This window comes from Vibrio sp. J502, from assembly GCF_025397955.1.
Classification (GTDB): domain Bacteria; phylum Pseudomonadota; class Gammaproteobacteria; order Enterobacterales; family Vibrionaceae; genus Vibrio; species Vibrio anguillarum.
Window position 1 is genome coordinate 294,901 of the sequence record NZ_CP104555.1, and the last position, 12,908, is coordinate 307,808.

Annotated in this window: 14 protein-coding genes; 4 read left to right on the forward strand and 10 right to left on the reverse strand. The window is 45.1% G+C overall.

Annotated elements, in window-relative coordinates:
* Positions 1 to 52: 52 nt before the first annotated feature.
* Complete coding sequence (locus N5E84_RS17115) at positions 53 to 937, reverse strand: LysR family transcriptional regulator (RefSeq protein WP_175418683.1); 885 nt, start codon at positions 935 to 937, stop codon at positions 53 to 55.
* A gap of 134 nt (positions 938 to 1,071) precedes the next feature.
* Here N5E84_RS17115 and N5E84_RS17120 point away from each other — a divergent pair, with 134 nt between their 5' ends.
* The 3 genes from N5E84_RS17120 to N5E84_RS17130 all read left to right on the forward strand — a co-directional run bounded on the left by N5E84_RS17120 (position 1,072) and on the right by N5E84_RS17130 (position 2,981).
* Positions 1,072 to 2,268 (forward strand): multidrug effflux MFS transporter, encoded by a 1,197-nt coding sequence (locus N5E84_RS17120; protein WP_019281938.1) that lies wholly within the window; start codon positions 1,072 to 1,074, stop codon positions 2,266 to 2,268.
* 124 nt (positions 2,269 to 2,392) lie between these two features.
* The gene (locus N5E84_RS17125; RefSeq protein ID WP_026027570.1) at positions 2,393 to 2,743 is read left to right on the forward strand and encodes a hypothetical protein; all 351 of its coding nucleotides are present in this window, start codon (positions 2,393 to 2,395) and stop codon (positions 2,741 to 2,743) included.
* Between the two features lie 103 nt (positions 2,744 to 2,846).
* Complete coding sequence (locus tag N5E84_RS17130) at positions 2,847 to 2,981, forward strand: hypothetical protein (RefSeq protein WP_013868100.1); 135 nt, start codon at positions 2,847 to 2,849, stop codon at positions 2,979 to 2,981.
* A gap of 198 nt (positions 2,982 to 3,179) precedes the next feature.
* On the opposite strand, the gene N5E84_RS17135 is transcribed toward N5E84_RS17130, so the two are convergent.
* The 3 genes from N5E84_RS17135 to N5E84_RS17145 form a co-directional block, all read right to left on the reverse strand.
* Positions 3,180 to 3,749: a glutaredoxin domain-containing protein gene (locus N5E84_RS17135; RefSeq protein WP_010320515.1), complete on the reverse strand. Its 570-nt coding sequence runs from the start codon at positions 3,747 to 3,749 to the stop codon at positions 3,180 to 3,182.
* A gap of 59 nt (positions 3,750 to 3,808) precedes the next feature.
* A complete protein-coding gene (locus N5E84_RS17140; protein WP_069211986.1) occupies positions 3,809 to 4,693 on the reverse strand; it encodes a DMT family transporter in 885 nt (294 codons plus the stop codon).
* Between the two features lie 460 nt (positions 4,694 to 5,153).
* Entirely contained in the window at positions 5,154 to 6,149 is a 996-nt protein-coding gene (locus N5E84_RS17145) for a porin (RefSeq protein WP_029388158.1), read from the reverse strand.
* A 284-nt stretch (positions 6,150 to 6,433) separates the two neighbouring features.
* Here N5E84_RS17145 and N5E84_RS17150 point away from each other — a divergent pair, with 284 nt between their 5' ends.
* Positions 6,434 to 7,048, forward strand: coding sequence for a fumarylacetoacetate hydrolase family protein (locus N5E84_RS17150; RefSeq protein WP_019281942.1), 615 nt, complete (start codon positions 6,434 to 6,436; stop codon positions 7,046 to 7,048).
* A gap of 58 nt (positions 7,049 to 7,106) precedes the next feature.
* Here N5E84_RS17150 and N5E84_RS17155 read toward each other — a convergent pair whose 3' ends face one another.
* From N5E84_RS17155 to N5E84_RS17180, 6 genes are all read right to left on the reverse strand, one after another.
* Positions 7,107 to 7,427 (reverse strand): AzlD domain-containing protein, encoded by a 321-nt coding sequence (locus N5E84_RS17155; RefSeq protein ID WP_013868095.1) that lies wholly within the window; start codon positions 7,425 to 7,427, stop codon positions 7,107 to 7,109.
* The gene (locus N5E84_RS17160) at positions 7,424 to 8,155 is read right to left on the reverse strand and encodes an AzlC family ABC transporter permease (protein WP_029388159.1); all 732 of its coding nucleotides are present in this window, start codon (positions 8,153 to 8,155) and stop codon (positions 7,424 to 7,426) included. The genes N5E84_RS17155 and N5E84_RS17160 overlap by 4 nt, the downstream gene beginning before the upstream one ends.
* Before the next feature lie 76 nt (positions 8,156 to 8,231).
* Complete coding sequence (locus N5E84_RS17165) at positions 8,232 to 9,065, reverse strand: AraC family transcriptional regulator (protein ID WP_029388160.1); 834 nt, start codon at positions 9,063 to 9,065, stop codon at positions 8,232 to 8,234.
* 207 nt (positions 9,066 to 9,272) lie between these two features.
* The gene (locus N5E84_RS17170; protein ID WP_019281944.1) at positions 9,273 to 10,976 is read right to left on the reverse strand and encodes a phospho-sugar mutase; all 1,704 of its coding nucleotides are present in this window, start codon (positions 10,974 to 10,976) and stop codon (positions 9,273 to 9,275) included.
* A gap of 158 nt (positions 10,977 to 11,134) precedes the next feature.
* A complete protein-coding gene (locus N5E84_RS17175; RefSeq protein WP_170899085.1) occupies positions 11,135 to 12,049 on the reverse strand; it encodes an amino acid ABC transporter permease in 915 nt (304 codons plus the stop codon).
* A gap of 32 nt (positions 12,050 to 12,081) precedes the next feature.
* Complete coding sequence (locus tag N5E84_RS17180; RefSeq protein WP_095661402.1) at positions 12,082 to 12,864, reverse strand: transporter substrate-binding domain-containing protein; 783 nt, start codon at positions 12,862 to 12,864, stop codon at positions 12,082 to 12,084.
* Between the last annotated feature and the right edge of the window lie 44 nt (positions 12,865 to 12,908).

The window sequence follows — 12,908 nt, forward strand, 5'->3', positions numbered from 1 at the left end:
ATTTGCTCTGGTGGACAATTGTGTGATGGAAATAGACGTAACCCCAATTTAGTTACCTAGCTTCATTCGTTAATTTTTCTTTTAAGTAGTTGAGAAATAAATGAGTTCGAGTGTGTTGATAATCAAGTTTAGGGTAATAAGCGTAAACCGTTGCTTGATCAACGGTGATATCGGGTAGCAAACGTACCAGATTGCCCAAACGTAGCTCTTCTTTGACCATCACGTCGTTGGTGACAATCACTCCCATGCCATTTTTGCCTGCATAGAAAAGTGCTTCTGGATTGGTTGTCGCGAAATTACCCGATAACGATAGGCGTTTGCCCGTTGAGGTTTTTAATTCGCGCGTTGTGTGTTCTCCCCAAATCAAGACATTGTGCTGCTGAAGCTGTTCGGCAGATTTGGGCATACCATATTTTTCAATATAGTTAGGAGAAGCATAAAAGCCGGCCCTATGTTCAAATAGGGGTGAGGCTTTAAAACTGAGGGAGTTGAGTTGGTCAATTTCTCGGCTGATGAATAAATCAAGGTGAAGTTCGGGCAATTGCCCCGGAGTTGTTGTGGTCAGTTGGATTCGAATGTCAGGGTAGCGCTGTAGAAATTCATCTAAATACTGCACCAAAAATTTTGAGCCCACAGAGAGTGTCGCCCCAATTTTTAGCAGGCCAGCGGGAGTTTGGCTGACAGATCGTGTTTCATCAACCACCGATTGCCAACTTTCAAGTTGTGCTTTTGCTCTCTCATAAAAGAGAGCACCCGCTTCGGTTTGTGTCACCGATCGTGTGGTGCGCTTAAGTAACTGCACGCCAATTTTCTCTTCCAGCCAATGTACTCGTTTACTGATGGCTGAGCTGGTGGTATTGAGCTTACGTGCCGCGCCGTTAAAGCTGCCTTCTTCAACCACTCGCATGTATGTTTTTACATTTTGTATCCAATCCATCGTTACCCTACTCATTCCTCATTGGAACTAATTCATTTCCTGAGTGCTTTATTATCAAATCTGAGTTGCCAATATATACTGAAAACGTATTTTGACACCACATCTACCGACGATAAGAGCTCACTTAGCAACCCATGAAAACTCTCGCTAGCACACCATTTAAAAAGACGCCGATGTTATTGGCGATGATGATCATTGCCACGGGCCAAGTTGGGGTGAGCATCTATTTACCTGCACTGCCGTTGATCAGCCGAGACTTAATGGTTGACCAAGCCAGTATTCAATGGCTCGTCACGCTTTTTTTAGTGGCGTTTGGAATGTCACAGCTTTTTTACGGGCCATTGTCTGATGCGGTTGGTAGACGCCCGACATTTTTACTCGGGCAGGGGATCTACTTGGCCGGTACAGTATTGTGTGTCTGTTTTTCGGATAATTTTCATGCGTTGGCTGCTGGTCGCCTACTGCAAGGGCTTGGCGCGGGAAGTGCTTCTGTTCTTGGCCGCAGTGTGCTGCGTGACAGTTATGATGGTCTGCAATTAACAAAGGCGCTTTCTTACATCGCCATCACCGCCTCAATTATGCCAATTATTGCCCCTGTGCTCGGTGGGTGGCTTGCCTTTCATTTAAGTTGGCAGTCCGTGTTTGTGTTCGTATTAGTGTATATCTGTACCATTTTTATTTTAGGTTGGTGGATATTGCCAGAAACGTTGCCATACGCGAAACATCGGTTTCAACCGAAGGCCGTATTGCATAACTACTTGCTACTCTTGAAAAATTCCCAAGTGCTGACAAGCGCCAGTTACAACTGGATCAGCTATTTATCTAGTTTAGTGACTCTGTCGGTGCTGCCTTTTCTCTTGCAAAACAAGCTGGGGTTAACGGCCGCCGATTATGGAACCGTAATGATCGTCCCTTCCGCGGGTTTGATGATAGGCAGTGTTGCCGTTAACTTACTCAATGATCGTTTTTCATCCCAACGTTTACTTGCTTTGGCGATTGTCATTATGGCTTTTGCCGGTGTTTGGTTACTGATAACACCGATGAGCGTGTTCAATTTAGTGTGGGGATTTACTTGGTTAACGATTGCGCAAGGTATCTCATTTCCATTATCCACCAGCATGCTGCTCGGGCCACACAAAACTCAAGCGGGTTCCGTTGCGGCTCTATCTGGCTCCATTCAAATGTGTTTAGCTGGATTTTTAGGGGGATACTTGGTGGAAAGATGGATCACGAGTCAGATGTCGCTAGGCTGGTTCTATTTAGTAACCAGTTGCGCTATGTTTTTGGTGTTGTGTTCTTCCTATCGCTTACGTCAAACCAAATTCGCTTAATGCTGTTTATACCCTTCCGGTTTGAAGCGGTTTAAGTCTAGTGGTGCATTTACATCGTACATGTCGGCACAAGAGAAATAATTTGAGGTATAATCTCGGCGACATTAATTCGACGGAAAAATCAATGCAACAAGATGAATTTCAAGCATTAGTCAAAAGCTTGTGCGAGCAAAAAACACTTCCTCAAGCGTTAGATATGCTGAAAGTATTTGAAGATCAAGATATTGCTGAAGCAGCCTTATCGTTAGTGGGTCAGTTTGCTTTAGCCGAAGTGGATGGGGAGCAACGCATTTACCACGTCGTGTTGCAAGAAAATGAGCAAGGTGAAGAAGAAGAGTTTGTCGAACACATTATGAATGAAGGCGATGACGTTATTAAGTTTGTTGCTTGGTTTTTTGAAACCATGTTTGAAGTTAAGCAGAAAGAAACTTACTTGGCTGCTGGTAAAACCTATAAGCAGCCTAAACGCGGTTAACTGAAAATTAATTACTTTATTTTGTGACTTAAGTCTTGTTTTTGTTCTTTTTTGGACTAATATACACCTCGTCAGGTAAATAAATTACATGTTGAGGTGATTCATGGGTTATGAATTAGGTGGTGCTTACGTTGGTCAACTGATCGCAAAAAAAGCGATGTATGATGCAATGCATGGCAAACCACAAGCAAAGAAAAAGTCTTTCATTAAAACGCTAGTGAAGAAATTCAGCAAATAGTGAATGCCTAAGAATTAAAAAGCCCTAGCTTGGTAACAAGCTGGGGCTTTGCTTTATTTACTGGGGTAAAAATGACTGTGCAAATTCGTCCACCATTCGTCCACAAAGAGCCCGTATACCATTACTGACTAAAGAGTCGGCGGTTTCTGAGGCGTCAGTACTTTTTCTTCTAAAGTAACCAGATACTCTGGGGGGGCACTACTGACTTTTTTTGGTTAGCCAATCTTCCAATTTATCACACCCGCCGATATAGCGGCTTTCTAGCCAAATTTGTGGCACGGTGACGGGCGTTTTTTGACCAATGATGGCTTTAACTTCTGGGATCATCCGGTACAGCGCCGCACTTTCTTTGACGACATCATGATAGGTGTATTGAATTCCTGCTTCATCCAGCAATTTCTTTGCTTTTACGCAGTACGGGCAAGTGGCTTTTCCATACACAATATTGCCAGTTAACTCGTCACGTTGTGCCCACTCTTTGATCACAGATTGAACCAAAACACCTCGATTTAACGCTTCTCCTTGGCTGATCACTTTACCTTCAACGACCAATATTGGGGCGTGCCATGCGCCCAATTTCAAGGGTTCCCACCAGTACGATAGCCAGTCTTTGACTTCTAACTCGATGGGAATGCCCTCCAGTTCATTATTGAAGGTGTCAGTCAAAATGTCCTTGGTGAGCGTACACTCGCCGCAAGGGATGGTGACTTTAAATGGACCCCAACTTCCAGCCCATCGGTATAGTGTGATTTTTATCGGTTTTGCCATCGTGTTTTCCTCAAGAAGCATTGCTTAGAGAATAGGAAAGAGTTGAGTGACTTTTTATTTCAACGCGAAGATTTTTTTGTTTCCCAGTGAGTAATAAAGGCCACTGAAGCGATAATGATGGCAGCGCCAAGCCATAATCGCCCGGGTGGTGCCCAGCCAAACACTAACCAACCCGCCAAAACATTCAGTGGCAGCTTCGCGTGATCAAAAGGTTGCACAAAAGACGCATCTGCCACCGCATAGGCTTTAACGATCGCCCATTGAGCCAGTGCTGTCATCGCACCCGCAAAAAGCAATATGAGCCATAGAGTGCCCCCTTGAGGTGTTTGCCAATCTGGTAAAGCGAGCAGTAGATTGAACGGTGTGATCAGTACTAAAAGGTAGACCACCATAGTAGACGGTGAGTCATGGGCAGACAGTTTTTTCACCATCAAAGAGTAACAAGCCCAAAAAAATGCCGCGCCAACAGGCAGCAACGATGCCCAGTTGAAATCGTCAGCCCAAGGTTCAAGGATGATCATCGCCCCGACAAAGCCAGTTAATGTTGCTCCCCAGCGCGCTGTCCCCACTTTCTCTTTTAAAAAAAGGCCTGAACCAATCGTGGCAAACAGAGGAGAGGTCATCAACAGTGCAATACCTTGCCAAATGGGTACGGGATAGGCGAGTGCCCATAACCAGAGTTGTATGCCAATCACAGATAAAAACACACGGAAAATATGCATGCTTAAATGCTTGGTGCGCAGCGAGTAGCGGATCCCTAACGTTGATAAATACGGCAAAATAACGACTAACGCGATGGCATATTGAACCAGCGCCACCGTGGTAGATGACAGGCCATAATTGATACTGGCGACTTGAGCAAGGCTATTGACTATCGCAAAGGCGAGGCCTGCGATTAGCATCCAACTTGCCCCTTGGATTGGGTGGTGAAGTATTTTGGTCATAGAGAAGAGGGTTATAGAAAAAGTCGTTGAATCATACTGACTTATCAGCGTTAAACCAATCTCTGAAATGAATGGAGTGGTTCAATAAATTTGAGCAAGTGTTATCCCTGCTGATTTCCACTTGTCTGAAACGCCAAACATTTTGCGTATGGGCTGTGGTGATGGGATAAAAAAAGCCCCCTAAAAAGAGGGCGAAAGAACATGAACGGCCAGTGCTCTGCCTTAGCACTGAAAAGAAGCACAAACGCTGCCATGCATTTGTACTTATTACAACGCAAGTTGTGTGCCACCTTTAACTTATTGAAAAATAGTGAACTTATATTGTTGGCTCTGTTAAGTATGGTCTAGCCTAGTGCAATGTGTTTCATTTTGGTGCAATGCGGAAAATAAAAAAGGCCAAGCGGGTGCCTGGCCAAAAGGACAAAATCCTTAGGGAGTATATGCGTTCGTATAATTAAAATTAGAAGTTGTAACGTAGGCCTAGGCGAATAGAGTCTTTTGCATCATACGCAGTGCCGAGGTCTTTTTTATCTAGGTAGTTCATTTTGTAGGCAACGTAAGTGTAGATTGATTTATTGAAATCATAACGCCCCGTCAACTCAGCAAAATCACTTTTCGTCGTTGTGACGTTTGCAGTTTCATTTTCCGTTTTTTGATACACACCAATCAAGCGGAAGTTACTTGTGATTTTGTATTGCGCAGCAAATTCAATCCCGTTGAATTCGCTCTTCGCTTTATCGTCCAAATCCCCTTGTGTATAGGTCAGGCCTAAGTACAAATCGTCCAACGTGTAATTTACACCGGCAATAATTTGATTCGCCGCACCTTGGCCTGTGCCATTATCGTTGCTTGCGTAGCCCAAACCGAAACCAAGGCCGATAGGTAAGTTATAAATTGCAGAAAGACCAAAGCCATCGGTGTCTTTTTCGTCGCCTGCAATAAAGCTTGCTTTCACATTGAGGGCATCAAATGTAGCTGCGTAGAGGAAGGTGTTGTTGATTTGCTCATTACCTGCGTTGATGAACTCTTTTTGAGCGCCAGTATAAGTACCGATGTCTGACATTTGAGAAATTTGCACGCCAGCTGTATCTTGGCGGCCGACAGAAATAGCACCAAAATCAGCTTGTAAACCTGCAAATAGGTAACGTTGGTTGAAATCAGAATTCTTATCGTTGCTGGCGGAGGAATTAACCGTTTGCTCTGCTTCATAGGTTGCAAAACCTTTCAAAGAGTCAGAGATTTCTGTTGAGCCTGTAATATTCAAACGCGCACGGCTTTTGTTTTTCATCGTGCCTTCAATTTCTTTGCCTTTGTCATCACCACCGAAATCGCCACGAAATTCTGCACGTCCACCAACTTTAAGCTCATTTCCATCCGCTTTGTAAACGGTCGCAGCAAAAGAAGAACCTGATACCAATGCTGTAAGAATTGCGGTTGCGATTGTTGCTTTTTTCATTTTATTTACCTTATCCATAATCAATGAGCTTCAGTGCTCGAACGGTTTGATGTGAGTAAAGTAGATGTTTTAAATGAATGTTTAATTACTGATTCATGATGTTTACATGTTGTTTTTATTGATGATTTATTAAAAAGAATGTTATTTAGTGATGTTCAAAATAGTCAAGGTGCCATGAATTTTGAGTCGAAGATCTTACTTTTATCTAATGAAGATGCAAATCCATTCACTCGCGCTGTAGATGAGGTAAACTCGACGATCTTAGTCATCTCAAGGAAGAGTATATGTATTCGGTTCGTTTGGATAAACAGAAGATAACCCCTTCTAAAGTGTTGTGTGTTGGACGGAACTATATTGAACATATTCAAGAGCTTAATAACACAATGCCAGAACAAATGGTGGTATTTAATAAACCCAATACGAGCATCACAACCACTCTATCCTCGTTTCACCAAGAGACGCTTCACTATGAAGCTGAAATTTGTTTTTTGATCAAAAAAGGTCAATATAGCGCGGTTGGTTTGGGGTTAGATCTGACTAAGCGGGTACTGCAATCTCAGCTTAAAGCAAAAGGTTTACCTTGGGAGAGGGCGAAAGCATTTGATGGTTCGGCTGTACTTAGCCGATTTGTGCCACTGCATGGTATCGATATCAATAAGTTGCAGTTAGAGCTATTCATCAACTGTGTTCGGGTTCAGTGCGGCGGTGTAAACCAAATGATCTATTCACCCGCCATCATTTTAGAAGAGCTGAAATCTTACACATCGCTGTGTGATGGTGACGTTGTGATGACCGGAACGCCACAAGGAGTTGGAGAAGTGCATTGTGGCGATCTCTTTTTAGGGCGTCTTAAATGTGGAGAGCAGACCTTAATCGAGATTGAATGGCTAGCGCAATAAAACTGATTTGCGCGATTCGGGCTGCGGTTATTATCAGTATTCACCGCAGCCTCTGTCTTTAATGGGCTAAGAGCGTTAAATTTAGCAAAAAGAAAGTCGCCATGCTGATGATCGTGGTCAGCAGGACATTCTTGGTTTTCCATGCAATCAGTCCCGCTAATGCTGCGGCCCACAAGTAGGGATTATGGCGATCAAGCCAAAGTGTTTGCTCTGGCAGGAACACAATCGGAGCCCAAATAGCAGTTAATACAGCAGGGCTAGAATAAGTGAGTAAGCGCTGGATAACTGGGTTGAGACGCAGCGGTAATTTAGGCTCTAAGAACAGATAACGGCTCATAAAGACCAAAGCGGTCATGGCGAGGATAGAAAGCAGAATCATCGTTGGTTCCTCCTGCTCGAACAGAGTAAAACTTCAGAAACATAACCTGCACACATTGCGCCAATGCTTGCTAGCATTAAGCTACCTTCAACTTGCCAAAGAGTCAGGCTTACCGATAACACTAGGGCACTGATGACAGCAACGAGTATCGGTATGTTTTTAATGTTCGGAATGACAATGGCGATAAAAGTAGCCGCGACTGCAAATTCCAACCCCAACTCGTTTAAAGCGGGGATGTAGCTGCCCGCAATAATGCCGACCAGTGTGGCCAAATTCCAAACTAAATAGAAGCTTAAACCTGCACCAAGCGCGTACCAACGGTTAAACTGTTTTTCATTTTGTTGTCCGCAGACCGCAAACAGCTCATCAGTGAGCAGAAAACCCAGAATTAAACGCCAACGTGTCGGGAGTGGGCTGATTTTGCTGCGTATGGAAACGCTGTAGAGAAAATGGCGAGAAGTGATGAAAAATGTGGTGATCAGCAGAGTCAACAGCCCTGCACCTGTTTTAAACATCCCCGTGGCGACGAGTTGCGCTGAGCCTGCAAATAAAACCGCAGAGAGTGCTTGGCTCTCTAATATGGTCAGGCCACTTTCAATCGCAAATGATCCTGCCAATAAGCCCCATGGTAAAACGGCAATGCTCAGCGGTAGCATGGCCAGTGCGCCTTGCCCAAAGAGGCGACCTCTAGGTTCCAAATGTACGTGGTTCAATAGTGTGCTATCCATAGTAATTCCTTTGCTGGAAGTGATGAATCTATCAAGCCACAAGGTTGGGTCAAGCGATTGTACAAAATTGCGCTTGCTATTTGGCTAAGAACTGTTTTGGCGTTAAGCCCATTGCACGCTTAAAGTGGCGATGTAGATGACTTTGGTCATGAAACCCAGATTCTTGCGCAGCATCTGAAATGGGATGACCACTTCTCAATAGTGTTTTAGCATAACGCAACCGCGCTTGAATTTGATAGGCATGCGGTGGGAAGCCATACATTTTTTGAAATGAACGAACCAAATGATAGGGGCTAACTCCAGCTAGTTTTGATAAATCTTCTAATGAGACATCGGCCTGAGGGAAGTCATCTAAGAATTCTTTAACCGTATAGAGCGACTGCTGAATTTTAGTTTTAGGTAGTGAGATAGGAGGACTTTTGGCATGACGTGCTACCAGTTTGGTTAGGGTCGCGTAAACTAATGTTTCGCGTAATAGACGGTTACTCGACTGCTCTAACGTATCAAAAACTAAACGAAATTGGTTTGCTAATTCAGGATCGTAGACTACGGGTTCTGGAAAATAAGGAGCGCATGAGTTAGAAGAACCTAACTCTTGAAGCACGGTACTAAATTGTTCTGGAAGTGGGTACATGGCTTTATAGGCCCAACCACCTTCTACAGCAGAATGGCCATTATGGACTTCTTCGGCATTAACCAAAATAATGCTGTCTTGTGGAGCAATATGATGACCACCGGTGCGGTAAAATCGTTGAGCACCGCGTTCAATAACTCCCACCGTGTACCCTTCGTGGCTGTGGCGCGAAAAGTTTTGTGTTTCGTATTGTGCATCGAGAAGCTCAATTCCGCCAAGTTCATTAGCGATATGAAACTTGGCTAGTTCTCTCTTTTTGCTTTTCTGCTTGGGCATTTCATATCCTACCTTTTTGCAACAACCAGTGTAGCCGATTTATTCAGAATGGTTTTGTACAAAATTGCGCATACAACTGTCATCCACTGGAGGGAAAAGAGCGTTGTAGTCGCAGGCATTGTTCACCTAAACAGATGAAATAAAAATGCCGCCAACAATGAACTGAAGACGGCCTGTTATTTCGTTGTGCTTGTCCGGCAGTGAGCGCTACAAGCTGTGTTGGTGTTCTGCGATGAGCATCGCCATTTGCTCGTCGGCTTTTTTCTCGGCGCTGGCGAAATCTTCTTCTGCTTCGAAGGCTCCGATGACCTCGTAATAGCATTTCAATTTAGGTTCAGTGCCCGACGGGCGCACAATCACTCTCGCTCCGCCTTCCAAGTGATAGGTCAATACATCGCTAGCAGGAAGTTGAATCGCTTGCGTTGTTCCATCGGCAATATAACGTGTGAGTGATTTGAGATCGTCGGTCATGAGCACTTTTCTACCAGAGATTTCCGTTGGCGGTGTGGCGCGAAGCTTGTCACCGATCGGCGGTGAGTTAGGGTCTAACTTAATGCTGCGTTGTGCATTAATGTAAAAACCGTGCTGGCGGTAAATGGTTTCGAGTTGATCCCAAATAGTCTTACCTTGGCTGTATAATTCGGCCGCTAGTTGTGCAAATGCCACCATGGCCGAAAGACCATCTTTATCCCAAACGGTTTGCCCTATGGTGTAACCCAATGCTTCTTCATAGGCGAATAAGAACTGCTGTTCATCGCTTTGTTGTTGCATCGCCACGTTGGTCAACCATTTAAAGCCAGTCAAGGTTTGGTAGTATTTTGCACCTTTCGCCTGCGCAATATTACCGAGTAAACTGGATGAGACGATGGTGTTGCCAACCAACTGTTTTGAGGCATCGGTTTTGGAGAGCAAATAGTCCCCAAATAGTGTGCCAACTTGATCGCCAGTCAGCATTTGGTATTGACCATCCGCTCGTTGTACGGCAACGGCAAATCGGTCGGCATCTGGGTCGTTGGCGCAGGCCAGTTGTGCATTTTGGGCATGGGCTAACGCGATAACCATATCCATCGCCCCAGGCTCTTCAGGGTTCGGGAAGTTGACGGTCGGGAAACGGCCATCCGGCTCTCGTTGTTCCTTTACACTGATGACATGGGTAAACCCAGAGTCATGCAGCAAAGTTTCAGCCATCTCAGCGCCGACACCATGCATCGCGGTATACGCAATGGTAAGGCATTGCGGATCAGTGTGGTGGTTTAACAATGGGCTTTGATTGAGGGTACGACGGTAAGTTTGGTAATACTCTTCTGTTAGCCATTGCAAAAGGCCTTGTTGGTGCGCGTTGTCTAACGGCATCAGAGAAATAGCTCGCGTTGCCGCTAAGTCGATTTCTGCTGCAATACCTGAATCGTGAGGCGGGATAATCTGTGCACCATTTTCCCAGTACACCTTAAAGCCATTGTATTCGGGTGGGTTGTGACTGGCGGTGACTACGACTGCGGCGGCGGCATTAAAGTGTTTTACCCCAAAAGCGACTACTGGGGTCGGTGCCACTTTATGCGTGAGATACACTTTGATCCCCAGCGCGGCGAGTACTGAGGCGGTATCATGTGCAAATCGCTGAGAATCTGGCCGGCCATCATAGCCAATCACCACCCCACGTGTTTTGGCATTGCTGACTTGTTGAATGAGGTAGTGCCCTAAACCCGTCGCCGTTTCTTGAATTACCAGGCGGTTCATACGATTAGGGCCGCATCCCACCATGCCGCGTAAACCTGCGGTGCCGAACTCAAGGCGTGATTGAAAGCGAGCTTTTATCTCATCTAACTGATGCTGATCGACTAGTGCTTGTAGTTCTTGGCGAGTTTTAGGATCGGGATCTTTTTCTAACCATTCGGAAACGTGTTGCATCATGGTTTCACCTTCTTACATTCATGTTGAATTGATCTTAACTGATATTCATTCTCAATAATGGGGGCGCAATCGCTAAACATCGTTCTTATTTTGTTTCTCATCACGTGTTGCTTCTCTTTGATTGGTTGCGCAACTGACGCTGACAAATTCAGTGTTATCTAGTTAGAGTGATGAAGCGAGAGATGGCGTAAACTGCGTAGCTCGAGCCGCCTAAACAGTAAAGAGAGGCTTAAACATAAACCCAAGTATGCACCGCCCACTAACAACCATATTTCAAAAATAAGCCCAGAAGAGTTAGCGATTTCTGTGCCAACAAACGTCATTTCTTGAATTGAAATTAGCGATACAATCGAAGAATCTTTGACCAAAGAAATCGCTTGCCCAGCTAAAGCCGGCGTGATCGCCGCCAATACTTGAGGGGCAATGACGTATCGGTATTTTACCCATCGAGACAGCCCTAAAGAGTGCGCTGCTTCCCACTGACCTTGAGCGATTCCGGCCAAACCTGAACGAACAACTTCAGCGATGTAGGCCGATGAAAGCATCCCAATACACACAATTCCAGAAAACAAATTTTCCCATAGATGAGAAGGACCAAACAGCCAATGCTGAATGACATTGGTTGGCTCATGGTGTTCCCGTAGTAGGTTTTCTAGGCCCAACAACGGGATCAGTTGATTGGAGACAAAAAAATAAAAAATGAACACGAAAACCAGCGGCGGAATGTTCCTAACTAATTGCACAAAAGCGTTAGCCGGAATTCTGAACCACGAAAAATGAGAGTGGCGTGCTACGCCAAGCAGTGTGCCTAACACAAGGGCCAGCACCATCGCCCAGACACTTAAGCGCAAAGTAGCAACTAACCCCTGAAAGAAATAAGGGATAGCACCATGGCTCGTTGGGGTGAAAATCAGAGCAAAAGCTTCTTGCCAACGCCAATTATAATTCACCCCAAGCTCGGCTCGGTGCGTTAACCAAATAACAAAGCCTAACAGTGCTACGAGTAACGCATAATCGAGCTTATTGAGCGATAATTGTAGCCATGGTTTAAGGTTCCGTTTTTCATACAGCACAGTTTTTGTTCTATTCACATCCGCCCCTCAGGCTATTGCCCTGAGACGATTTGGTTTTGCCAATCTAGCGTTGAGAACCAATATTCGTAGCGTTCACTTAACCAGCCGTCATTGGTTCGTTCAATAATCCATTGATCAAAAAAGGCTTTTTTGTCCTCTTCACCTAAGCGAACGGCAAACGCTTCGTTCCCTTTGGACAACCGTTCATTGAAAGGAATGAACAGTTTGTCACTGTGTTTCACTGTTTCATGTTCAGGTTTAGGGCTTGACGCAATCACGGCGTGTGCTTGGCCGTTTAATACTTCTTGAAAGGCTTGTGCATCGTCATCAAATTGCAGAATTTTGGCTTTGGGGAAGGTTTCACGAGCGACTTGAACGGTAAATGCTCCGCGTCGCGCAGCGATAGTCACTCGACGAGAGTTGAAGTCTTCAATGGTGGAAAAGCCATTAGCTAAGGATTGATTGGCAGCAAGCTGCACGCCTGAATGTGAGTAGGGGATGGTAAAGAGCACGCTTTTCGAGCGTTCTGGCGTGATAGACATGCCGCCGATAATGACATCAAATTTCTGTGCTAAGAGTGCTGGAATAATGCCATCCCACGCGGTAGGTACAAATTCCACTTTCCAACCTGAATCTTCAGCAAGACGTTTGGCAACATCAATTTCAAAGCCAATTAGGTCGCCTTGCTTGTCGCGCATTGCCCAAGGCACAAACGTAGACATACCCACACGCAATGTGCCTCGTTCAGTGATTTTATCAAGGCTAGGCGTTTCGCTGGCAAAGGCGGGTATGGAAATGGTTATCCCTAGTAACATGGTCAACCCGAGCGATAGAGCGGCGATAGCCTTCAATCCAGCGC

Coding starts and splice junctions, on each gene's coding strand:
- N5E84_RS17115 (WP_175418683.1), bottom strand. CDS start 937: ATGGATTGGATACAAAATGTAAAAACATACATGCGAGTGGTTGAAGAA.
- N5E84_RS17120 (WP_019281938.1), top strand. CDS start 1,072: ATGAAAACTCTCGCTAGCACACCATTTAAAAAGACGCCGATGTTATTG.
- N5E84_RS17125 (WP_026027570.1), top strand. CDS start 2,393: ATGCAACAAGATGAATTTCAAGCATTAGTCAAAAGCTTGTGCGAGCAA.
- N5E84_RS17130 (WP_013868100.1), top strand. CDS start 2,847: ATGGGTTATGAATTAGGTGGTGCTTACGTTGGTCAACTGATCGCAAAA.
- N5E84_RS17135 (WP_010320515.1), bottom strand. CDS start 3,749: ATGGCAAAACCGATAAAAATCACACTATACCGATGGGCTGGAAGTTGG.
- N5E84_RS17140 (WP_069211986.1), bottom strand. CDS start 4,693: ATGACCAAAATACTTCACCACCCAATCCAAGGGGCAAGTTGGATGCTA.
- N5E84_RS17145 (WP_029388158.1), bottom strand. CDS start 6,149: ATGAAAAAAGCAACAATCGCAACCGCAATTCTTACAGCATTGGTATCA.
- N5E84_RS17150 (WP_019281942.1), top strand. CDS start 6,434: ATGTATTCGGTTCGTTTGGATAAACAGAAGATAACCCCTTCTAAAGTG.
- N5E84_RS17155 (WP_013868095.1), bottom strand. CDS start 7,427: ATGATTCTGCTTTCTATCCTCGCCATGACCGCTTTGGTCTTTATGAGC.
- N5E84_RS17160 (WP_029388159.1), bottom strand. CDS start 8,155: ATGGATAGCACACTATTGAACCACGTACATTTGGAACCTAGAGGTCGC.
- N5E84_RS17165 (WP_029388160.1), bottom strand. CDS start 9,065: ATGCCCAAGCAGAAAAGCAAAAAGAGAGAACTAGCCAAGTTTCATATC.
- N5E84_RS17170 (WP_019281944.1), bottom strand. CDS start 10,976: ATGATGCAACACGTTTCCGAATGGTTAGAAAAAGATCCCGATCCTAAA.
- N5E84_RS17180 (WP_095661402.1), bottom strand. CDS start 12,864: ATGTTACTAGGGATAACCATTTCCATACCCGCCTTTGCCAGCGAAACG.